The organism is Methylobacterium sp. J-076 (genome assembly GCF_022829405.1).
In the GTDB taxonomy this organism is placed as follows: Bacteria; Pseudomonadota; Alphaproteobacteria; order Rhizobiales; family Beijerinckiaceae; genus Methylobacterium.
Window position 1 is genome coordinate 25366 of the sequence record NZ_JAKSXW010000046.1, and the last position, 20495, is coordinate 45860.

Here is a 20495-nt window from a genome sequence, read left to right on the forward strand (position 1 = left end):
GTCGTGGCTGTCAGTAGACGTCCTGCTGGTACGTCCTCGCCCGTTCCAGCCCGGCGACATGCGCCTCGGCGTCGGCGGAGGAGAGGCCCTTCACGGTCTCGAAGGCCCGCACCACGGCGGCGCGGACGTCCTTGGCCATGTGCTTGGCGTCGCCGCAGACGTAGAAGTGCGCGCCGCCATCCAGCCATTCCACCAATTCGGCGGCGTGCTGGTCGATCCGGTTCTGGACGTAGATCTTTTCCGGCTGATCCCGCGAGAAGGCCACGTCGATCTTGGTGAGCGACCCGTCCTCCAGCGCCTCCTGCCACTCGAGCTGGTAGAGGAAGTCGTGGGTGAAGTGGCGGTCGCCGAAGAACAGCCAGGACCGGCCGGGGGCCTCGATCGCCCTGCGCTCCTGCACGAAGGCGCGGAACGGGGCGACGCCGGTGCCGGGGCCGACCATGATGATGTCGGTGGCCGGGTCGGCGGGCAGGCGGAAGTGCCGGTTCGGCTTCAGCCGCACCCGCAGCTTGGCGCCGTCGCGGATCCGGTCGGCCACGTGGACCGAGGCGACCCCGGAGCGTTGGCGGCCGAAGGTCTCGTAGCGCACCGCGACGATGGCGAGGTGGACCTCGTCCCCCACCTCCTTGCGTGAGGAGGCGATGGAGTAGGCCCGCGGCGGCAGCGGCCGGGTGATCGCGCCGAGGTGCTCGGCGGTCAGCGTGGCGGGGAAGCGCTCGATCAGGTCGATGAGGTTGCGCCCCTCCACCCAGGCGCGGGCCTCGGCTCCCGCCGCGAAGGCCTGGGCCTCGGCCGAGCCGGTCGCCTTGGCGAAGCGCTCGATCGTGGCCGGGGACAGGGTGGTGATGTCGCGCTCCGCGAGCAGGGAGCGGCGCAGGGCCTCGTCCCCGGCGAGGCCCGCGGCGGCGAGGATCTCGTCCACCAGCTGCGGGTCGTTCTCGGGGTAGAGCTCCAGCGAGTCGCCGGGCTCGTAGGCCGGCGCCCCGTCCTCGAAGGCCAGCGCGAGGTGGATCGTCTCCTTGTCGGAGCGGGAGGAGTTGAGGTTCACGTGCTCGACCACCTCGACCACGACCGGGTCGCGGCTCGGCTCGGCCTCCTCGTCGCCGCCGGTGCGGGCGAAGTCCACCGCCACCACGTTGTCGGGGGAGGCGGCGGGCGCCAGGGCCTTCAGCGTGCCCTTGATCCAGTCGGCGGCGGGGGTCTCGAAGTCGAGGTCGAGGTCGGCCCGCTCGGCGGCCCGCTTGCCGCCCAGGGCCTCGAACCGCGCGTCGAGCGCCTTTCCGATGGCGCAGAACTCCACGTAGGAGGTGTCGCCGAGGGACAGCACGGCGAACTCCACCCCGTCGAGGCGCGGGGCGCCCTCGCCCATCAGCTCACCGTAGACGCGCACCGCCCGGGCCGGGGGCTCGCCCTCGCCCCAGGTGGCGGCGATGGCCACGAGCTTGCCCACCTTCGGCAGGGTCGCGAGGTCGAGGTCGGCGAAGTCCACCACCTTCGGCTTGAAACCCTGCTTGCGGGCGAGCTTGGCGACATCCCCCGCCAGCTTCTCGGAATTGCCCGACTCGCTCGCGTAGACGACGGTCAGCGGCTCGCTGGCCTTGGGGGGCGCGGCCGGCGCCGCCTGGGGCTGGCCTCCGGCCGCGTCGAGGCCGGCGAGGAAGCCCGCGAGCCAGGCCCGCTGGGTCGGCGTCGCGTTGCCGAGCACGGCGTCGAGGCTGGCGCGCTCGCCATCCCCGAAGGGAGCGGTGCGCGGGAGGAGAGCGGAGCGAGACATCGGGGGACCATGTCGTCGGGCGCGGGGCCCATGTCAACCGGGAACGTTCTTTTTGCAGAACGGCGCGAAGTGAGAAGATCGCCATCGTGCTGCGCTGCGAAAGGAGAAGATCATTCTCCGACCGCGGCGAGGGCGGGGGCGAAGTCCGGCAGGTGCCTAGACGCCTTGGGCGGCGCGGGCAGCGGCAGGGCGGTGGTGGACTTCACTTTTTCCATGGCGAAGCGCGAGGTGACGTTCTTCAGCGGAAGGACCGAGATCAGGCGCTTATAGAAGGCATCGTAGGCCTGCATATCGGCCACGACGACGCGCAGCATGTAGTCCACATCCCCGGCCATCCGGTAGAATTCCAGCACCTCCGGCATCGCGGAGACGGTGTCGGCGAACCGCTGCAGCCACTCCTGGGAGTGGTCGGCGGTCTCGATCGAGACGAAAACCGTCAACCCAAGCCCGAGCTTGACGGGATCGAGCACCGCCACGCGCCGGTCGATGACCCCGTCCGCCTCCAGGCGCTGGATGCGCTTCCAGCACGGCGTCTGCGACAGGCCGACCCGCTCGCCGATGGCGGCGATCGACAGGGTCGCGTCCCGCTGCAGCAGCGCGAGGATCTTCAGATCGATGGCATCCAAGAGCGAACTCCGCCATTTCGGGGCCCCTTCTCCTGAAGAAGGAACTTCCGCCCATATAGGGTGAGTACGGGGTTTTCGAGAATAATTTTTTATGACGGGGCGGGTAACAAACCGTTGCCATGTGCGCCCACGCACGCGGCATCCGCCCTTTGCGGGGCGGGAATCGGCCCGTTCGCCTTGACTTCGTTCGGTATAGCGAACATTTCGCTCCCTCGACAACCGGCGCGGCCCCCCGCTTCCACAAGGGCCGGCGCAGGAGCCACACACCATGTCCCCCACGGACTTCAGGGCGGCCGGGGCCGAGGTCGATGACCTCGCCCAGCGCCTCGCCCCCCTCGACCTCCCCGCCCGCCTCACCCTGATCGCCCGCGAGGTGCCCGGCCGGCTGGTGTTCACCACGAGCCTCGGCATCGAGGATCAGGTGCTCACCCACGCCCTGGCGATGGCCAAGCTCGCGGGCACGCGGGTGGAGATCGCCACCCTCGACACCGGGCGGCTGTTCCCGGAGACCTACGAGACCTGGGTCGAATCCGAGGCGGCCTACGGCATCCGCATCCTCGCCTACGTGCCCGAGCGCGCGGCGGAGGAGGCGTTCGTGCGCGAGGAGGGCATCAACGGCTTCCGCCGCTCGGTCGCCGCCCGGCAGGCCTGCTGCGGCTTCCGCAAGGTCGAGCCGCTGGGCCGGGCGCTCGATTCCGCCGCGGGCTGGCTCACGGGCCTGCGCGCCGGGCAATCGGCCAACCGCGTCGCGACGCCGCTGGCCGCCTACGATGCCGAGCGCGGCCTCGTGAAGCTCAACCCCCTCGCCGATTGGACGCGGGAGCGGATCGACCTCTTCGTCCGCGAGAACTTCGTGCCCTACAACGCCCTGCACGACCGGGGCTTCCCCTCGATCGGCTGCGCCCCCTGCACCCGCGCCGTGAAGGTGGGGGAGCCGGAGCGCGCCGGGCGCTGGTGGTGGGAGCAGGAAGACAAGAAGGAATGCGGGCTGCATGTCGGCCACCCCGGCGCCGCCGTGCAGCCGGGCCAGGAGGCCGCCGTGTTCGAGCCCGCCCCCGCCACCCGCCAGCCGGAGTTCGCCCGATGAGCGCCGCCCCCGCCGCCCTGCGGCCCGACACCGCCCAGACCATCGCCTCCGCGGCGGCCCATTCCCCCGCCCGCCTGAGCCACCTCAAGCGGCTCGAGGCCGAGGCGATCCACATCTTCCGGGAGACGGTCGCCGAGACCGAGAACCCGGTGATGCTCTATTCCATCGGCAAGGATTCCTCGGTCCTGCTGCACCTCGCCCTGAAGGCGTTCGCCCCCGGCCGGCTGCCGTTCCCGCTCCTCCACGTCGACACGACGTGGAAGTTCAAGGAGATGATCGCCTTCCGGGATGCCCGGGCGAAGGAGCTCGGCCTCGACCTGCTGGTCCACACCAACCAGGACGGGCTCGCCCGGGGGGTCGGGCCGGTGAGCCACGGCTCCGAGGTCCATACCGACGTGATGAAGACGCAGGCGCTGCGGCAGGCGCTGGACCAGCACAAGTTCGACGCGGCCTTCGGCGGCGCCCGCCGGGACGAGGAGGCGAGCCGCGCCAAGGAGCGCATCGTCTCCCTGCGCACCGCCCAGCACCGCTGGGACCCCAAGCGCCAGCGCGCCGAGCCCTGGCACCTGTACAATCTCCGCAAGAAGCGCGGCGAGTCCCTGCGCGTCTTCCCGCTCTCGAACTGGACCGAGCTGGATATCTGGCTCTACATCGAGCAGGAGAACATCCCGATCGTGCCGCTGTACTTCGCCGCCCCCCGCCCCGTGGTGGAGCGCGACGGCCAGCTCCTGATGGTCGATGACGAGCGCCTGCCCCTCAACCCCGGCGAGACCCCGCAGGACCGCGTGGTCCGCTTCCGCACGCTGGGCTGCTACCCGCTCACCGGGGCGGTGGAGAGCGAGGCCGCGAGCCTGCCCGAGATCATCGCCGAGACGCTGGCCGCCCGCACCTCGGAGCGGCAGGGCCGGGTGATCGACAAGGACGGCGCCGGCGCCATGGAGCGCAAGAAGCAGGAGGGCTACTTCTGATGACCGTCCATCCGCCCAAGGACACGTTCCAGCCGCCCGTCCCCGCCGACGTCGCCCGCGATTACGCGGCGTTCCTGGAGACGCACCGGAGCAAGGAAGTCCTGCGCTTCATCGCCTGCGGCTCGGTGGACGACGGCAAGTCGACCCTGATCGGCCGGCTGCTGCACGACACCAAGCAGATCTTCGACGACCAGATCACCGCGCTGCGCCGGGATTCCCGCAAGCACGGCACGCAGGGCGCCGAGATCGACCTCGCCCTCCTCGTGGACGGCCTCCAGGCCGAGCGCGAGCAGGGCATCACCATCGATGTCGCCTACCGCTTCTTCTCCACGGACAAGCGCTCGTTCATCGTGGCCGACACCCCCGGCCACGAGCAGTACACCCGCAACATGGCCACCGGCGCCTCCACCGCCGACGTGGCGGTGATCCTGGTGGACGCCCGCCAGGGCCTCACCCGCCAGACCCGGCGGCACGCCCTGCTGGTCTCGATGCTCGGGATCCGCCGGGTGGTGCTGGCCGTCAACAAGATGGACATGATCGGCTGGTCGCAGGACCGGTTCGCGGAGATCGTGGCCGGCTTCGGCGCCTTCGCGACGGGCCTGCACTTCGCCGAGATCCGGGCGATCCCGCTCTCGGCCAAGAACGGCGACAACGTGGTCGAGCCGGGGGTGAACACCCCCTGGCACACGGGCGGCACCCTGCTCTCCTTCCTCGAGACCGTGCCGGTGCGCGAGGAGGCCCTGAACGCCCCGTTCCGCATGGCGGTGCAGTGGGTGAACCGGCCGGATTCGGAGTTCCGGGGCTACAGCGGGCGCATCGCCAGCGGCAGCGTGCGGCCGGGCGACCGGGTGAGCGTGCAGCCGGGCGGACGCACCGCCACGGTGGAGCGGATCTACACCGCCGACGGCGACCTGCCCGAGGCGGGGGCCGACCTCTCCGTGACCCTGGTGCTGGCCGAGCAGATCGACGCCTCCCGCGGGCAGGTCATCGCCGCCGAGGGCGCGCCGCTGCACGCCCTGGACAAGCTCGACGCCCGCCTGTTCTGGGCGGCGGAGACCGAACTGGCCCCCGGCGCGAGCCTGCTCGCCAAGATCGGCACCGCCACGGTGACGGCCACCGTCGAGGCGATCGTCTCGCGCATCGACCCCGAGACCGGCAAGCCCGGCCCCGCCGAGCGGCTCGCGGCCAACGACATCGCCGACGTGCGCCTCAGCCTCGACCGGCCGGTGGCGGTGGATGCCTACGCCGAGAACCGCGAGACCGGCAGCTTCATCCTGATCGACCGGGAGACCACCGACACGGCCGCCCTCGGCCTCGTCCTGGCCCCACAGGGCACGGTGGCCCCCGCGCCCCGGGGCACGGAGCAGGACGCCGCGTCCTCCACCGGCCTCCTCGGCAGCCTGAAGCGCCTGTTCGGCCGCTGACGGACCGCCCCGGGATCCCCCGGGGCGGCCCTCCACGAAATGCCGGTTTCCAAGGGTCCGAGACCTTCTGCGGATGCGGGGCGGCGCCCTGCCTCGCCCCTCAGGCGGCCTCGGCCCGCACTCCCCACGCCTCGGACAGCAGCCCGTACGAGGCGCGCCGGGCCGCCTGATCCGGCACCACCGTGACGATCATCAGCTCGTCCGCCTGGACCGATTCGGCCAGCGCCCCGAGCCGCGCCCGCAGGGTGTCCGGCGCGCCCACATGCAACTGGTCCCGCCCGCGCTCGATCCGCGCCCGCTCGGAGGCCGAGTACGGGTAGGCCTCCGCCTCGGCGAGGCTCGGCAGCGGAAGGTACTCGCCCCGCTCCCGCCGCAGGGTCGAGAGCCGGGCGCTGGCCGCCAGCCGCTCGGCCTGCGCGTCCGTCTCCGCGCAGATCGCCGCCACCGCGAGGATGGCGTGGGGCTTCGTCCCGAGGCGCGAGGGCCGGAACAGGTGGCGGTAGTCCCGCATCGGCCCCTCGGCGGGGAGACCCGAGAAGTGCTGGGCGAAGGCGAAGCCCGCGCCGATCTGCCCCGCGAGCTGCGCCCCGTAATCCGACGAGCCCAGGAGGAACAGCGGCGGCAGGGGCACCCCCGCCGGGCTCACCGGGATGGCCGCGAAGGGATGGCCCTCGGGGAAGCCCCCGTCCCAGAACAGCAGCTCCTGCAGCCGGTCGAGGAAGTCGTCGCCCCCCGCGCCGGAGGGCGCCTCCCGCCGCCGCAGGGCGCGGGCGGTGACGCCGTCGGTGCCGGGCGCCCGGCCGACCCCGAGGTCGATCCGGCCGGGGAACAGGGCCTCCAGCACCCGGAAGCGCTCGGCCACCATCAGCGGCGCGTGGTTCGGCAGCATGATGCCCCCCGAGCCGACCCGCAGGTGGCGCGTGGCGGCGGCGATCTGGCCGATCATGATCTCGGGGGCCGGGCTCGCCACGTTGGGCAGGGCATGGTGCTCGGCGAGCCAGTAGCGGCGATAGCCGAGGCCATCGACGTGCCGGGCCAGCGCCAGCGTGTCGTGCAGCGCCTGCGCCGGGGTCGACTCCGAGGAGACGAAGGAGAGGTCGAGGACGGAGAGCGGGATCATGCCCCAAGAGATGGGGGCGCGGACGGTGGTGTGGGAGGGGCAGGCGTCAGGCGGTGGGGTCTCGTTCGCCCTCACCTCCGTCAAAGAGACGCTCGAAGTCCCGACCGCCATAGAAAACATTGGCGATGCGCACCTGCCCCTGATCGATCCGATAGATGATCACCGCCGAGTGTTCGAAGGGAACGCTCCGCAAGCCCAGTTCGAGATCGTCACGCGGACGACCCCCGTAAGGGGCGTCTCCGATCCGATCACAGCGATCCTTGATTCGCTGCGTGAACCTCCGGGCGGTGGTGGTGTCCTGGCTCCGCTCGAGGATCGTTCGAAAGATCGCCTTCAGATCGTTCCGCGCCTGCGGGCGGAACGTCACTCGCATCCTACGCACGGCGGAATTCGTGCTCCGCCTCGGCGAACATCATGTCGAGCTCGTCCTGCACCTCCGCGCTGCTCAAGTCGGGCCGCGGATCGTCCAGCGAGCGGCGGATGCGGGCGCGGATCGCGTCCAGGTCCTCGGCCTCCTCCCGGCGCTGGCGCTGGAGCGCGCGGACGGCGTCGTCCAGCGCGGCGTCCACCGAGGCGTACTCCCCCGCCTCGACGCGCTCGCGCACGGCGCGGAGCGTCTCCGGCGCCATCGTCACGCTGATCGTCTCGCCCCGCGGCATCGCCCGTCTCCCGATTCAAGGCCAGGATATCAAAGAAACCGGGTGTTGGCGCGATGCTTGCCCGCTCCCGGCGGCGGGATTAGGGTCCGCGTCGCATCACTGGAGCTCAGCACGACCATGGCCTTCCTCGCCGACGTCCTCTCGCGGGTGAAGCCGTCCGCGACCATCGCGATGACGCAGAAGGCGCGCGAGCTGAAGGCGTCCGGCGTCGACGTCATCTCGCTCTCGGTGGGCGAGCCGGACTTCGACACGCCCGCGCACATCAAGCAGGCCGGGATCGAGGCGATCCAGCGCAACGAGACCCGCTATCCGCCGGTCTCCGGCATCGTGCCCCTGCGCGAGGCGATCGCCAAGAAGTTCAAGCGCGAGAACGGGCTGGACTACAAGCCCTCGCAGACCATCGTCGCCACCGGCGGCAAGCACATCCTGTACAACGCCCTGCTCGCCACCCTGAACCCCGGCGACGAGGTGGTGATCCCCCGCCCCTACTGGGTGTCCTACCCGGAGATGGTGGGGCTGTGCGGCGGCACGGCGGTGTTCGCCGAGACCCGCATGGAGGAGGGCTTCAAGCTCCAGCCGGCCGAGCTGGAGCGCGTGCTCACGCCCAAGACCAAGTGGATCATCCTCAACTCGCCCTCGAACCCCTCCGGCGCCGCCTATTCGCGCACCGAGATGAAGGCGCTCACCGACGTGCTGCTCCGCTACCCGGACGTGCACGTCCTGACCGACGACATCTACGAGCACCTGACCTACGGCGATTTCGAGTTCGTCACCCCCGCCCAGGTCGAGCCGGAGCTCTACGGGCGGACGCTGACCATGAACGGCGTCTCCAAGGGCTACGCCATGACCGGCTGGCGGATCGGCTACGCCGCCGGGCCGGAGGCGCTGATCAAGGCCATGGACTTCGTGCAGGGCCAGCAGACCTCGGGCGCCACCACCATCGCCCAGTGGGCGGCGGTGGCGGCCCTCGAAGGCCCGCAGGACCACCTCGCCACCTTCCGCGCCGCCTTCCAGAAGCGCCGGGACCTCGTGGTGTCGATGCTGAACCAGACCAAGGGCCTCACCTGCCCGACGCCGGAGGGGGCCTTCTACGTCTACCCGTCCTGCGCCGAGACGATCGGCAAGCGCACCGAGGGCGGCAAGGTGATCGAGACCGACCAGGACTTCGTCACCGAGCTGCTGATGGCCGAGGGCGTGGCCGCGGTCCACGGCTCGGCCTTCGGCCTCGGCCCGAACCTGCGGATCTCCTACGCCACCTCCGACGCGGTGCTGGAAGAGGCCTGCCGCCGCATCCAGCGGTTCTGCGGCTCCCTGCGCTGAGGGCCGGCTGCGGCGCCGGGTCACCGCCCGGGTTCGGTTGCCGGCTCGCCTGCGACCCCTTACACGGGCCTTCCCCGGGGCCGATGCGCCTGAAGGTTTCGCGAGCCCGCTCGGGCCTGCATGGCAACGGGGTCGGCAGTGACGGGACGGTCCGGACCAGTTCTCTGGGTCGCGCCTGTGAGGCTTAGTGGGCCGAGCAGCTGCAGGAGTGTCGGAGACGCGGGGAACAGGAACCGTGGATCAGGCGCAAGGCCCACTCATCGTCCGCGCCCGGCGCGAGGCAGGACGTGCCCGCGATGGCTCTGCGCTTGCAGATTGCTTGGGTAAGGCCGAGTTCCACTTCCGATCATCGTTGGCGGATCAGTCGCGTCCCTAAACGGGGCAGTGATGGGGCGGGCCCCTTGCGGGTTCCTTCACGCTCCGGTGCGAACCTGTGAAAGGGCCGGGATCCGGTCCGCAGTGTTTGCGTTCTCTCGGGCCCGTCTGCATGCGTTCCCTGCTCACTGGCGGGATCAAGGCCATCCTGGCCGTCGCCGCCCTCTCCACCGCCGTCCACTGGGCGCTGCGCCTCCAGCGCGAGCCCGGGGGGCTGGTCAGCGCCGCCTATGCGAGCCTGCCCGATCCGGAGACCACCGGGTCGATCGCGCCGCGCCAGGCCGCGCCTCCGGCCCTCGATCCGCGCCCGGCGACCGCCGCCGTCCCCGTCCCCGCCCCTGCCCCCGTGGCCAAGGCGGCGCGGGCGGCCCCGGTCGGCCTCGACCAGTCGCACCTCGCGGCGCTGGTGGCCACCGCCACCGGGGCGGCGAAGGCCAAGGCGGCCAAGGTGGCCAAGCGCTGACGGACGGTGGCCGGCGCGGGCGCTCCCGCGTCCCCGCCGCATGGTTCCGTTGCGCCGCGGCCCCTACCGGCGTCGCCCCCGGCGTGAGATCCGAGGTCCGACGCCGCGGATGTCCGCCGCTCCCCCGATTCGCTTCCCATGGGCACGCCCGCCACCTCCGTCCCGGCCCAGGCCGACCTCTCGCCCCAGCAGGCCGGTGAGGCGGATGCCGCCCGCCGCCGCCGGATCGTGGGCATCGCGCTCATGTGCGGCGCGGTCGCCTTCTTCGCGAGCCTCGACGCCTGCGGGAAGTCCCTGGCGCGGGCGGGGGTCGATCCGCTGGTGACGACCTTCATGCGCTACGCCGCCAGCGTGGCGATGATCTCGGTCTTCGTGAACCCCGTGCGGACGCCGAGCGTGGTGCGCAGCCGCCGCCTCGGGCTGCAGGTGCTGCGCTCCCTGCTCCTCTTCGCCTCGACGGCCCTGAACTTCATGGCCCTGCGCTACCTGCAGATGGCCGAGACGATCTCGATCCAGTTCGCCGCGCCGCTGACGGTCGCCCTGCTCGCCGGGCCCCTGCTGGGGGAATGGTCGTCCCGGGCGCGGCTGGGCGCCATCGGCGTCGGCTTCCTGGGGGTGCTGGTGATCGTGCAGCCGGGGGTGGGGGCCATGCACCCGGCGGCCCTGCTCAGCCTCGCCAACGTGGTCGTCTACGCCTTCTACGCCATCGTCACCCGCAAGCTCGCGGCCTACGATTCGACGGCGACGACGATGTTCTACACCGGGCTCGCGGGCGTCGCGCTGATGGCGCCGCTGCTGCCCTGGATCTGGACGAGCCCCACGCAGTGGAGCCACTGGGCGCTGATGCTGGCGGTCGCCCTGTTCGGCACCCTCGGGCACTGGCTGCTGGTGCTGGCCCATGCCCGGGCGCCGGCCAACGTGCTGGCGCCGTTCATCTACACCCAGCTGCTCTGGTCGGTGACGCTGGGCTTCCTGCTGTTCGGCGACCTGCCGGGCCGCTGGACCATCGCGGGGGCGATGATCGTCATCGGCTCCGGCCTCTACCTCCTGGCCCAGGATACGATGCGCCGGAAGGCGTGAGGTCCCGGCGAGGACGGCTTTGAGGCGACCCGGCGCCGTGCCTCCGCGCCGGGTCCGTGCCCCGTCCTCAGCGGGGGTGCCGGTGGCGCACCGGGCGGCGGTGATAGTTTCGGCGGGAGCGCATGTCGGTGCGGTAGGCGCGCCGGCCCGGATCGATCCCGAGGGCGCCGTTCACGGTGCCGACCGCGCCGCCCACCGCTCCGCCGACCACGCCGCCGACGGGGCCGCCGACCCGGTCTCCCTCGGCCGCGCCGCGCTGCACGCCGCCGACGAGGCCCTGCGCCTGGGCCGGCAGCGCCACGGACAGGGAGCCGGCGGCGAGTGCCGCGGCGAGAAGGGCCGTCTTGAGCGAATGTCTCACGGGGGTTCCTCCTGAAGCGTCGCCGGTTCGCCGGCTCCGTCCGCACCGAACGGCCACGGCGGCAAATCGTTGCACGGGGTTGAGAACCGGCCGGGGACGGAACGGGGGGGCCGGGCCCGTGGTGAGCGCTGGCCTCCGCGGGGGCCGGCTGCTAGAGAGACGCGATGTCCGCACCCTGCGCCCTGCGCCTCGCCCCCTCCGGGCGGCGAATTACGAGCCCGGCCGCCGCCTGAGGGCCCGCACGCGCTTGTCGCAGGGAGGGCTCCGCGGATGGCCGGGATCCGCCGCCCGCCCCGCCGGCGCCGCGCCGGCCACGATGCCCGATTGAGCGAGACCCGATGACCACCCCCGACACGACCGCGTCCGCCGCGCAGGCCCGCGACTATTCCAAGACCCTGTTCCTGCCGAGCACCGAGTTCCCGATGCGCGCCGGGCTGCCCACCCGCGAGCCGCTGCTGCTGGAGCGCTGGGCGAAGACCGGCCTCTACGAGAAGATCCGGCAGGCGGCGGCGGGGCGGCCGAAATTCGTGCTGCACGACGGCCCGCCCTACGCCAACGGCAACATCCACATCGGCACGGCGCTGAACAAGATCCTGAAGGACGTGATCGTCCGCAGCCAGGGGGCGCTGGGGCACGACGCCAACTACGTCCCCGGCTGGGACTGCCACGGCCTGCCGATCGAATGGAAGATCGAGGAGCAGTACCGCGCCAAGGGCCGCAACAAGGACGACGTGCCGGTGATCGAGTTCCGGCAGGAATGCCGGACCTTCGCCGCCCACTGGCTCGACGTGCAACGCGGGGAGTTCAAGCGGCTGGGCGTCACCGGCGACTGGGACCACCCCTATGCCACCATGGCCTTCCCGGCGGAGGCCGCCATCGCCGACGAGCTGATGAAGTTCGCCGTGACGGGCCAGCTCTACCGCGGCTCCAAGCCGGTGATGTGGTCGGTGGTGGAGAAGACCGCCCTGGCCGAGGCCGAGGTCGAGTACGAGGAGCACGTCTCCGATACGGTGTTCGTGGCGTTCCCGATCCGCCAGGGCGGTGAGGAACTGCCGGGGGCTCGGGTCGTGATCTGGACGACCACCCCCTGGACGATGCCGGGCAACCGCGCCGTCGCGTATTCGAAGAAAATCGCCTACGGGCTCTACAAGGTCACGGCGGCGCCGGAGGACAACTGGGCCAAGGCCGGCGAGACCTACGTGCTCGCCGACACGCTGGCCGCCATGGTGTTCAAGGCCGCCCGCGTCGAGGCGTTCGCGCGGGTGGCCGACGTCCCCGCCGCCGTGCTCGCCGGGCTCACCCTCGCCCACCCGCTCGCCGGCCTCGGCTACGGGTTCGACGTGCCGCTCCTCGACGGCGACCACGTCACCGACGAATCCGGCACCGGCTTCGTCCACACCGCGCCGAGCCACGGCCGCGAGGATTTCGAGCTCTGGATGGCCTCCGGCCGCCTCCTCGCCGAGCGCGGCATCGACACGACGATCCCCTACACGGTCGATGCCGACGGCACGCTCACCAAGGCGGCGCCGGGCTTCGAGGGCCGGCGCGTCTACACCGAGAAGGGTGAGAAGGGCGACGCCAACAAGACGGTCATCGCCGCGCTCACCGAGGCCGGGGCGCTCGTCGCCCGTGGCGTCCTGCGCCACCAGTACCCGCATTCCTGGCGCTCGAAGAAGCCGGTGATCTTCCGCAACACCCCGCAATGGTTCATCGCCATGGACCGGCCGGTGGCGTCCCTCGGCAACCGGTCGCTGCGCGAGGTCGCGACCCAGGCGATCGAGGACACCCAGTGGGTGCCGCCGCAGGGCAGGAACCGCATCGACGGGATGGTCGGCAACCGGCCGGACTGGGTGGTCTCGCGCCAGCGCGCCTGGGGCGTGCCGATCACGGTGTTCGTCCACAAGGAGAGCGGCGAGGTCCTGAAGGACGAGGCCGTCAACGCCCGCATCCATGCGGCCTTCGCCGCCGAGGGCGCCGACGCGTGGTTCGAGGACGGCGCCGCCGCCCGGTTCCTGGCGCCGGAGCACGACCCGGCCGCCTACGAGCAGGTGATGGACGTCCTCGACGTGTGGTTCGATTCGGGCTCGACCCACGCCTTCGTGCTGGACCATCCCGAGCACTTCCCCGGCCTCTCCGGCGTGACGCGGATCCGCGACGGCGGCCGGGACAGGGTGATGTACCTCGAGGGCTCCGACCAGCACCGGGGCTGGTTCCAGTCCTCGCTGCTCGAATCCTCCGGCACCCGCGGCCGGGCGCCCTACGACGTGGTGCTGACCCACGGCTTCGTCCTCGACGGCAAGGGCCTGAAGATGTCGAAGTCGAAGGGCAACGTCGTCGCCCCGCAGAGCGTCATCAAGGATTCGGGGGCGGACATCCTGCGCCTGTGGGTCGCCGCGTCCGACTACACCGACGACCTGCGCATCGGCCCGGAGATCATCAAGACCTTCGCCGAGACCTACCGCAAGCTGCGCAACTCCCTGCGCTGGATGCTCGGCTCCCTGGCCCACAGGGTGCCCGGCGACGACGTCCCGTTCGAGCGGATGCCGGAGCTGGAGCGGCTGATCCTGCACCGGCTGGCCGAATTGGACGGGGAGATCCGCGAGGCCTACGCCGCCTACGACACCAAGCGGGTGGTGGCGCTCCTCAACGGGTTCATGACCGGCGACCTGTCGTCGTTCTACTTCGACGTGCGCAAGGACGCCCTGTACTGCGACCCGATCTCCTCCCCGACCCGCCGGGCGGCGCTGCAGGTGATCGACGAGGCCTTCCGCCGGGTGGTGGTGTGGCTCGCCCCGGTCCTCGCCTTCACGGCGGAGGAGGCGTGGCTCGACCGGTACCCGTCCGAGGACAGCTCGGTCCACCTCCAGACCCTGCCGGAGACGCCGGCCTCCTGGCGCGACCCCGCCCTCGCGGAGAAGTGGCAGAAGATCCGCCGGGTCCGCCGGGTGGTGACGGGGGCGCTGGAGATCGAGCGCGCCGCCAAGCGCATCGGCGCGAGCCTCGAGGCGGCCCCGGTGGTCCACATCGCCGATCCGGAGCTGCGGGCCGCGGTCGATTCCCTGGGGCTCCCGGCCTTCGCGGACACCTGCATCACCTCCGGCGTGACGCTGGAGGCGGGTGAGGGGCCGGCCGACGCGTTCCGCCTCGACGAGGTGCGCGGCGTCGCCGTGGTGCCGGCCCCGGCGCAGGGCCGCAAATGCGCCCGCTCCTGGCGGGTCACCCCGGAGGTCGGCCGCGACCCCGACTTCCCCGACGTCACCCCCCGCGACGCGCAGGCCCTGCGGGAATGGGACGCGGCGCATCCGGAGGCGAGCGCGGCGTGAGGGCGGCTCCCGCATCTCCCTCCCCCCCCGGCGGGGGGGAGCGGTGAGCCTGTCCCCCGCCCGCGCGGGCCTCGCCGCCCTCCTCCTCACCCTCGCCGCCGATCAGGCGACGAAGCTCGGGCTGTATTTCGGCACCGACCTCGTCCTCACCCAGCCCTGGCGGCTCGCGCCGTTCGCCGACCTCGTGGTGGTGTGGAACCGGGGCGTGTCCTACGGGATGTTCCAGCAGGACGGGGCCCTGGGCCGGTGGCTGCTGGTGGCGCTGTCCCTCGCCGCCGCCGCGGCCCTCGGGGTCTGGATGAGGCGGGCCGGCTCCCGGCTGCTCGGCGTCGCCCTCGGGCTCATCGTCGGCGGGGCGCTGGGGAACGCCGTCGACCGGGCGGTCTACGGGGCGGTGTTCGATTTCGTCCACCTGCATGCGGGCGGGTGGTCGTGGTACGTGTTCAACGTCGCGGACGCCGCCATCGTGGCGGGGGTGGTCGGCCTCGTGCTGGACAGCCTGCTCCCCTCCTCCGCCCCCGGGCGGGCGCGGGAAGACGCCGCGCCCCCCCTGTGATCCGCACGCCACACGGGCGGGATCGGCGCATTCGTACCGGTAGAGTGTGGCCAAGGCGCCATACGATCGCCGGAAACCGGTTTCACGCCGGATCCTGTCGGATCAGGTCGCGTGGCGGCCGTCCCCGCGCCGGATCCCCGGGCGGCACCCGTGAGGCAGCATGAGCGCGCAACGCAGGCTTCGACTCCTCCTTTCCGTGGGGGTGCTATCCCCCCTGTTCGCCGGGGGCGCCGCCCAGGCCCAGCAGAGCGGCGAGCTGATGCGCGATGCCCTCTCCGGCATCGGCCTGCTGGAGAAGCCGCAGGCCCCGATCGACTACCACGAGCGGGCCCCCCTGGTGATGCCGCCCAAGCTCGACGGCAACGCCCTGCCCGCCCCCCGCGCCCGGGCCAAGAACGCCGCGTGGCCGAAGGACCCGGAGATCGTCGCCCGCGACCGCGAGGCCGAGGAGCGCCGGGTGCCCAAGGGCAACCAGAGTGCGGGCCGCTACAACGACAACAACGCGACCATGTCGGTGGACGAGATGCGCAACGGCCGCCGCGCCGGGGCGAACCTCACCACCTCCGCCGAGGACAAGCCCGGCGACAACACCCGCCGCAGCTCGTGGCTCGACCCGCTGGAGCTGTTCAAGGGCAAGAGCGAGGATCCGCAGGCCTCCGAGGTCGAGCCGACCCGCGAAACCCTGGTCGAGCCGCCGACGGGCTACCGTCAGGCGCCGAAGAAGCTGGTGCGCACCGTCGGCGAGCCGGTGAAGAACGCCAGCGCCGAGCGGGAGGAGGCCGATCCCGGCGCCTACCTCCGGTCCCAGGGGCGCTGAACTTCCGGTCGTCCCGGGGGAACGGTCCGGGGTGGACCGTGGCCCCGGGGCCGAGACGAGATGCTGTGGTACGGTTGCGGCAGAGGCGGCGCACAGCAACATAGGGTTTATCCCGGTACGGCTTTTGCCGCGCGGGACTCGCGCACAGGCTCCGCATTCCGGCCCGGCCCGTCAGGGGGGGGCTGCCGAGGGCGGAGCCGGGTAAGGACACGCTTGATGCACCTTTTCAGGACGGCGACGCCCACCCTTTTCCCCCGGATGCGGGAGGACCGCTTCGGGGCGACCGCCGGCCGGGGCGAGTCCGCCGCCTTCGGGCGCTCCGAGGCGGGCGGGCCCGAGGTCTCGTCCTTCACCCTCGACAACCAGCTCGACGTGGTGGTGGTCCCCGACCACCGGGCGCCCGTGGCGACCCACATGATCTGGTACCGCAACGGCTCGGCCGACGACCCGCTCGGCCAGTCGGGCATCGCCCACTTCCTCGAGCACCTGATGTTCAAGGGCACCGAGCTGCACCCGGTGGGCGCCTTCTCGAAGGCCGTCTCCGGCCTCGGCGGCCAGGAGAACGCCTTCACCAGCTACGACTACACCGCCTATTTCCAGCGGGTCGCCCGGGACCATCTCGGCACGATGATGGCCTTCGAGGCCGACCGGATGCACGGCCTCGTCCTCGACGACGCCGTGGTGGCCCCCGAGCGGGACGTGGTGCTGGAGGAGCGCCGGATGCGGGTCGAGACCGACCCCTCCGCCCAGCTCTCCGAGGCGATGGCGGCCTCGCTCTTCGTCCACCACCCCTACGGCATCCCGATCATCGGCTGGATGCACGAGATCGAGGGGCTGAACCGCGGGCACGCCCTCGACTACTACAACCGCTTCTACACGCCCGAGAACGCGATCCTGATCGTGGCCGGCGACGTGACGCCCGACGAGGTCCGGCGGCTGGCCGACGACACCTACGGGCGCGTCGCCCCCCGGGGCACCCGTCCGGAGCGGCGCCGCCCCCGGGAGCCGGAGCCCCGTGCCCTGCGGCGGGTCGCCGTGGCCGACCCCAAGGTCGAGCAGCCGACCCTGCAGCGCCTCTACCTCGCGCCGTCCTGCATCACCGCCCGGGACGGGGGCTGCCACGACCTCGAACTGCTGGCCGAGGTGCTGGGCGGCGGCTCGACCTCCTACCTCTACCGCAAGCTGGTTCTGGAGCAGGGCCTCGCCGTCAACGCCGGCGCCTGGTACATGGGCTCGGCCATTGATGACACCCGCTTCTCCGTCTACGCCGTGCCCGCCGAGGGCGTGAGCCTGGAGCAGCTGGAGGTGGCCCTGGACCGGACCCTGGCCCGCGCCCCCACGGACGCCCTGGCCCCCGACGCCATCGAGCGGGCCAAGACCCGCCTCGTGGCCGAGACGGTCTATTCCTCCGACAGCCAGTCGTCGCTGGCCCGCATCTACGGCTCGGCGCTGGCCATCGGCGAATCGATCGAGGACGTCCGGCGTTGGCCGGGGGACATCGAGGCGGTGTCGCAGGAGCGCCTGCGGGCGGCCTGCGAGCGTTGGCTCTCGCCGGCCCGCTCCGTGACCGGCTACCTCACCAAGGCCCGGGATCCCGACGCCCCGGTCGCGATGGCCGCCGAGTAGGTTCGCCCGAACCTCCTCCGCCCGCGACCGCAACGAGAACAGACGAGGCTGCCATGAACCTGGCCGACACAGACACGCACACCGCCACGAGCCCCACGACGGCCCTGCCCGTCGTGGCCGTCCCCGGCGTCGATGCGTGGCACGTCGAGTCCAACGTCGTGCCGATGATCGCCCTGTCCTTCACCTTCGAGGGGGGCGCCGCCCAGGACCCGGAGGGCAAGGCCGGCTGCGCGCAGATGCTGGCCCGGCTCCTCGACGAGGGCGCGGGCGACCTGCCCTCGGACGCCTTCCAGGAGCAGCTCGCGGCCCGGGCCATCGAGCTGTCGTTCCATGCGGGGCCCGACGCCCTCGGCGGCTCGCTGAAGATGCTGCTGAAGCACGCCGACGAGGCCATCGGCCTCCTGGCCCTGGCCCTGGCCAAGCCACGCCTCGACCCCGACGCCATCGAGCGGGTGCGGGCGCAGGTGATCGCGGGCCTGCGCTACCAGCAGAACGACCCGGGGGTGATGGCCTCCCGCCGGTTCTTCAAGGAGGCGTTCGCCGGCCACGCCTACGCCCGGCCCTCCTCCGGCACCCTCGAGAGCGTGGCGGCCATCACCCGCGACGACCTCCTCGCCATGCACGCGCGCCTCATCGGCCGCGGGCGGATCAAGGTCGCCGCCGTGGGGGCCATCGGCGCCCAGGCCCTGGCCGAGGCCCTGACCCGCGCCTTCGGCTCGCTGCCCGAGGCGGGGGCCCTCCAGGCGGTGCCGCGGACGGAGGTCCAGGAGCTCGGCCGCCGGGTGGTGGTCGATCTCGACGTGCCGCAATCGGTGATCCGCTTCGGCATGGCGGGCATCCCCTGGCGCGACCCGGACTTCATCCCCGCCTACGTGCTCAACCATGTGCTCGGCGGCGGCGCCTTCACCTCGCGCCTGTTCCAGGAGGTGCGCGAGAAGCGCGGCCTCGCCTACTCGGTGGGCACGTCCCTCGTCAGCCACCGCTCGGCGGCGATGATCTGGGGCTACACCGCCACCAAGAACGAGCGCGTGGGCGAGGCCCTGTCCGTGATCGGCGACGAGATCGGCCGGCTCATCACCGAGGGGCCGTCGGACGACGAGCTGCAGAAGGCCAAGGACTACCTGACCGGCTCCTATGCCCTCGGCTTCGACACCTCGACCAAGATCGCGCACCAGATCGTGCAGATCGCCTTCGAGGATCTGGGGATGGACTACATCGCCCGCCGCAACGCGATGGTGGAGGCGGTGACCCAGGCCGACATCCGCCGCGCCGCCGCCCGCACCTTCGCGGACGGGAAGATGCTCGTGGTCGCCGCCGGACGGCCCATGGGGCTCTGAGGGGCGCGCCTCACGCGGCCCGTTGGCCCAGGGGAGCGATCCGCGCGATCTCCTGGCCGACGCTGCGGGTGAGCGTGTCCACCTCGTACTCCCGTTGCAGGTTGAGCCAGAATTCCGGGCTCGTGCCGAAGTAGCGGCCGAGCCGGAGGGCCGTATCGGTGGAGATCCCGATCTGCTCGGCGGCGATCCGCTCGATCCGGGTCCGCGGGACATGACAGGCCCGGGCGACCGTGCCGGCCGACAGGCCGAGGGGAATCAGGAAATCCTCCCGCAGCACCTCTCCGGGGTGCAGGGGCGGCAGGATCGTCTCGCTCTCGTATGCGACAGCCATCGGCATGTCTCCTCACGGAGTGGGGCGATGCCCCGGTTAGTGATAATCGACGATCTCGACCTCGGCCGGGCCCGTCTCGGTCCAGCGTAAGCAGATCCGGAACTGGTCGTTGATCCATATGGCGTGCTGGCCGGCGCGATCCCTGGTGAGGGGATGGAGCCTGTTGCCGGGGGGCGCCTTCAGGTCGTTCAACGAAACGGCCGCATGGATCTGCCGCAGCTTCCGCCGCGCCGTGCCGAGGATCGTGGCCGGCACGCCTTTGGGGTGACGGCCCCGGAACACCGCTTCCGTCGTCTCGTTCGCGAAGCTGAGGATCGACACCCGGTCCCCCGTCAGGCGGACAGTATCACTGAGTGATACTGTCCGGTCAAGGGTGACTCACCCCAGCCGGCGCATGGCGGCGACGGCCTCGTCGTCCACCCGGTCCATGTCCGGCGCGTCGATGCGGCGGTAGCGGGCCTGGATCAGGCCGAAGGCGCCGAAGGCCGCGTGGCCGGCGGCGACCAGGGCGAGCTGCACTGTGCCGTAGGGCTGCGCCCGCAGCAGGACGAAGGCGTCGCCGAGCCCCTTCGCCTCGGCCGAGCTCTGGTGCCAGGCCGCCGCCGCGATGAAGCCGCCGACGATCAGGAAGGCGATGCCGCGGGCGGCGTAGCCGAACCGCCCGGTGGGCTCGGCCCAGCGCCGCCGTGCCTGCCCGTCCAGGGAGAGCCGGGCCGTCGTGTCGCCCCGCCAGGCCCGGGCGAGGTAGCCGAAGGCGGTGCCGGCCACCGCGAGGCCGACCAGGGCCACGAGCCACCGTCCCAGGGGCTTGGCGAGGAGCCACGCGGTGCCGTCATGCACCCCGTCGCCCCCGCCCAAGCCGAGCCCGAGGCAGAGGGACGCCGCCGTCCCGGCGAGGCCGAGATACAGGATCGCGCTGACGAGGTGGGCGCCCCGCACGACGAGGCCCTTGAGGGAGGCGCCGCGCCGGTCGGCATCGGTGACCGCCTCCACCATCCGCCACAGGGCGAAGGCGAGGAGGCCCAGGGCGATCAGGCCGACCAGGGGCGCGCCGAGGGGGCCGACGAGGAGCGTGCGCAGGGCGTCGTGGCTGTCCCCCGGCCGCCCGCCGCCCAGGGCGGCCAGCAGGGCGAGGCCGCCCACGAGGCAGTAGACGGCACCGCGGGCGCCGTAGCCGAACCGGGCGAGGCGCTCGATGGCGTTGCGCCCGCCGGGCAGGACGGGGGCGGCGGGGGCGCTGGGCATGGG

The 20495-nt window shown here is 72.1% G+C and carries 20 protein-coding genes; 11 read left to right on the forward strand and 9 right to left on the reverse strand.

The genetic code is table 11. From position 1 onward, the window contains the following. Window positions 1-10: 10 nt before the first annotated feature. Window positions 11-1774, reverse strand: coding sequence for a sulfite reductase flavoprotein subunit alpha (locus MKK53_RS03495; RefSeq protein ID WP_243926964.1), 1764 nt, complete (start codon window positions 1772-1774; stop codon window positions 11-13). Between the two features lie 110 nt (window positions 1775-1884). Beyond that, the gene (locus MKK53_RS03500; RefSeq protein WP_243926967.1) at window positions 1885-2400 is read right to left on the reverse strand and encodes an Lrp/AsnC family transcriptional regulator; all 516 of its coding nucleotides are present in this window, start codon (window positions 2398-2400) and stop codon (window positions 1885-1887) included. A gap of 268 nt (window positions 2401-2668) precedes the next feature. Between MKK53_RS03500 and MKK53_RS03505 the strand changes: the two genes are divergently transcribed. From MKK53_RS03505 to MKK53_RS03515, 3 genes are read left to right on the forward strand one after another with little or no spacing between them, the layout of a single operon-like run. After that, window positions 2669-3487: a phosphoadenylyl-sulfate reductase gene (locus MKK53_RS03505; RefSeq protein ID WP_243926968.1), complete on the forward strand. Its 819-nt coding sequence runs from the start codon at window positions 2669-2671 to the stop codon at window positions 3485-3487. Next, window positions 3484-4455 (forward strand): sulfate adenylyltransferase subunit CysD, encoded by a 972-nt coding sequence (cysD, locus tag MKK53_RS03510; RefSeq protein ID WP_243926970.1) that lies wholly within the window; start codon window positions 3484-3486, stop codon window positions 4453-4455. Before MKK53_RS03505 ends, cysD begins: the two co-directional genes overlap by 4 nt. Beyond that, on the forward strand, window positions 4455-5879 hold the full coding sequence (locus tag MKK53_RS03515; RefSeq protein WP_243926972.1) for a sulfate adenylyltransferase subunit 1: 1425 nt from the start codon (window positions 4455-4457) through the stop codon (window positions 5877-5879). Before cysD ends, MKK53_RS03515 begins: the two co-directional genes overlap by 1 nt. Before the next feature lie 100 nt (window positions 5880-5979). Here the strand turns inward: MKK53_RS03515 and MKK53_RS03520 are convergent, their stop codons facing one another. Genes MKK53_RS03520 through MKK53_RS03530 form a run of 3 tightly spaced genes read right to left on the reverse strand, consistent with a single transcriptional unit; the run spans window position 5980 to window position 7658 of the window. Next, window positions 5980-6999 carry an LLM class flavin-dependent oxidoreductase gene (locus tag MKK53_RS03520; RefSeq protein WP_243926973.1) on the reverse strand — a complete coding sequence of 340 codons (1020 nt, stop codon included), beginning with the start codon at window positions 6997-6999 and terminating at the stop codon, window positions 5980-5982. A gap of 46 nt (window positions 7000-7045) precedes the next feature. Further along, window positions 7046-7372: a type II toxin-antitoxin system RelE/ParE family toxin gene (locus MKK53_RS03525; protein WP_279598796.1), complete on the reverse strand. Its 327-nt coding sequence runs from the start codon at window positions 7370-7372 to the stop codon at window positions 7046-7048. Between the two features lies 1 nt (window position 7373). After that, the gene (locus tag MKK53_RS03530; RefSeq protein ID WP_243926978.1) at window positions 7374-7658 is read right to left on the reverse strand and encodes a type II toxin-antitoxin system ParD family antitoxin; all 285 of its coding nucleotides are present in this window, start codon (window positions 7656-7658) and stop codon (window positions 7374-7376) included. A gap of 117 nt (window positions 7659-7775) precedes the next feature. On the opposite strand from MKK53_RS03530, the gene MKK53_RS03535 reads away from it, so the two are divergent. From MKK53_RS03535 to MKK53_RS03545, 3 genes are all read left to right on the forward strand, one after another. Next, a complete protein-coding gene (locus MKK53_RS03535; protein WP_243926980.1) occupies window positions 7776-8978 on the forward strand; it encodes a pyridoxal phosphate-dependent aminotransferase in 1203 nt (400 codons plus the stop codon). Window positions 8979-9465: 487 nt separating this feature from the next. Beyond that, complete coding sequence (locus tag MKK53_RS03540; RefSeq protein WP_243926982.1) at window positions 9466-9816, forward strand: hypothetical protein; 351 nt, start codon at window positions 9466-9468, stop codon at window positions 9814-9816. A 138-nt stretch (window positions 9817-9954) separates the two neighbouring features. Further along, complete coding sequence (locus MKK53_RS03545; protein ID WP_243926984.1) at window positions 9955-10896, forward strand: DMT family transporter; 942 nt, start codon at window positions 9955-9957, stop codon at window positions 10894-10896. A gap of 67 nt (window positions 10897-10963) precedes the next feature. On the opposite strand, the gene MKK53_RS03550 is transcribed toward MKK53_RS03545, so the two are convergent. Beyond that, a complete protein-coding gene (locus tag MKK53_RS03550; RefSeq protein WP_409564262.1) occupies window positions 10964-11257 on the reverse strand; it encodes a hypothetical protein in 294 nt (97 codons plus the stop codon). A gap of 338 nt (window positions 11258-11595) precedes the next feature. Here MKK53_RS03550 and ileS point away from each other — a divergent pair, with 338 nt between their 5' ends. From ileS to MKK53_RS03575, 5 genes are all read left to right on the forward strand, one after another. Next, window positions 11596-14580 (forward strand): isoleucine--tRNA ligase, encoded by a 2985-nt coding sequence (ileS, locus tag MKK53_RS03555; RefSeq protein WP_243926986.1) that lies wholly within the window; start codon window positions 11596-11598, stop codon window positions 14578-14580. Window positions 14581-14629: 49 nt separating this feature from the next. Next, window positions 14630-15136 carry a signal peptidase II gene (lspA, locus tag MKK53_RS03560; protein ID WP_243927017.1) on the forward strand — a complete coding sequence of 169 codons (507 nt, stop codon included), beginning with the start codon at window positions 14630-14632 and terminating at the stop codon, window positions 15134-15136. A gap of 160 nt (window positions 15137-15296) precedes the next feature. Next, window positions 15297-15953, forward strand: a complete 657-nt coding sequence (locus tag MKK53_RS03565; RefSeq protein ID WP_243926988.1) for a hypothetical protein — start codon at window positions 15297-15299, stop codon at window positions 15951-15953. Between the two features lie 216 nt (window positions 15954-16169). Then, on the forward strand, window positions 16170-17579 hold the full coding sequence (locus MKK53_RS03570; RefSeq protein WP_243926990.1) for a M16 family metallopeptidase: 1410 nt from the start codon (window positions 16170-16172) through the stop codon (window positions 17577-17579). Between the two features lie 53 nt (window positions 17580-17632). Next, a complete protein-coding gene (locus tag MKK53_RS03575) occupies window positions 17633-18916 on the forward strand; it encodes a M16 family metallopeptidase (protein WP_243926992.1) in 1284 nt (427 codons plus the stop codon). A 10-nt stretch (window positions 18917-18926) separates the two neighbouring features. Here the strand turns inward: MKK53_RS03575 and MKK53_RS03580 are convergent, their stop codons facing one another. Genes MKK53_RS03580 through MKK53_RS03590 form a run of 3 tightly spaced genes read right to left on the reverse strand, consistent with a single transcriptional unit; the run spans window position 18927 to window position 20492 of the window. Further along, on the reverse strand, window positions 18927-19247 hold the full coding sequence (locus MKK53_RS03580) for a HigA family addiction module antitoxin (RefSeq protein WP_243926994.1): 321 nt from the start codon (window positions 19245-19247) through the stop codon (window positions 18927-18929). Between the two features lie 36 nt (window positions 19248-19283). Next, entirely contained in the window at window positions 19284-19568 is a 285-nt protein-coding gene (locus MKK53_RS03585) for a type II toxin-antitoxin system RelE/ParE family toxin (RefSeq protein ID WP_243926996.1), read from the reverse strand. Window positions 19569-19625: 57 nt separating this feature from the next. Beyond that, the gene (locus MKK53_RS03590) at window positions 19626-20492 is read right to left on the reverse strand and encodes a DUF1206 domain-containing protein (protein WP_243926998.1); all 867 of its coding nucleotides are present in this window, start codon (window positions 20490-20492) and stop codon (window positions 19626-19628) included. Window positions 20493-20495 lie beyond the last annotated feature (3 nt).

What these genes read in the sequence shown, in the direction of transcription:
- MKK53_RS03495 (WP_243926964.1), bottom strand. Translation starts at nt 1,774, where the DNA reads ATGTCTCGCTCCGCTCTCCTCCCGCGCACCGCTCCCTTCGGGGATGGC.
- MKK53_RS03505 (WP_243926968.1), top strand. Translation starts at nt 2,669, where the DNA reads ATGTCCCCCACGGACTTCAGGGCGGCCGGGGCCGAGGTCGATGACCTC.
- cysD (WP_243926970.1), top strand. Translation starts at nt 3,484, where the DNA reads ATGAGCGCCGCCCCCGCCGCCCTGCGGCCCGACACCGCCCAGACCATC.
- MKK53_RS03515 (WP_243926972.1), top strand. Translation starts at nt 4,455, where the DNA reads ATGACCGTCCATCCGCCCAAGGACACGTTCCAGCCGCCCGTCCCCGCC.
- MKK53_RS03520 (WP_243926973.1), bottom strand. Translation starts at nt 6,999, where the DNA reads ATGATCCCGCTCTCCGTCCTCGACCTCTCCTTCGTCTCCTCGGAGTCG.
- MKK53_RS03525 (WP_279598796.1), bottom strand. Translation starts at nt 7,372, where the DNA reads ATGCGAGTGACGTTCCGCCCGCAGGCGCGGAACGATCTGAAGGCGATC.
- MKK53_RS03530 (WP_243926978.1), bottom strand. Translation starts at nt 7,658, where the DNA reads ATGCCGCGGGGCGAGACGATCAGCGTGACGATGGCGCCGGAGACGCTC.
- MKK53_RS03535 (WP_243926980.1), top strand. Translation starts at nt 7,776, where the DNA reads ATGGCCTTCCTCGCCGACGTCCTCTCGCGGGTGAAGCCGTCCGCGACC.
- MKK53_RS03540 (WP_243926982.1), top strand. Translation starts at nt 9,466, where the DNA reads ATGCGTTCCCTGCTCACTGGCGGGATCAAGGCCATCCTGGCCGTCGCC.
- MKK53_RS03545 (WP_243926984.1), top strand. Translation starts at nt 9,955, where the DNA reads ATGGGCACGCCCGCCACCTCCGTCCCGGCCCAGGCCGACCTCTCGCCC.
- ileS (WP_243926986.1), top strand. Translation starts at nt 11,596, where the DNA reads ATGACCACCCCCGACACGACCGCGTCCGCCGCGCAGGCCCGCGACTAT.
- MKK53_RS03565 (WP_243926988.1), top strand. Translation starts at nt 15,297, where the DNA reads ATGAGCGCGCAACGCAGGCTTCGACTCCTCCTTTCCGTGGGGGTGCTA.
- MKK53_RS03570 (WP_243926990.1), top strand. Translation starts at nt 16,170, where the DNA reads ATGCACCTTTTCAGGACGGCGACGCCCACCCTTTTCCCCCGGATGCGG.
- MKK53_RS03575 (WP_243926992.1), top strand. Translation starts at nt 17,633, where the DNA reads ATGAACCTGGCCGACACAGACACGCACACCGCCACGAGCCCCACGACG.
- MKK53_RS03580 (WP_243926994.1), bottom strand. Translation starts at nt 19,247, where the DNA reads ATGGCTGTCGCATACGAGAGCGAGACGATCCTGCCGCCCCTGCACCCC.
- MKK53_RS03590 (WP_243926998.1), bottom strand. Translation starts at nt 20,492, where the DNA reads ATGCCCAGCGCCCCCGCCGCCCCCGTCCTGCCCGGCGGGCGCAACGCC.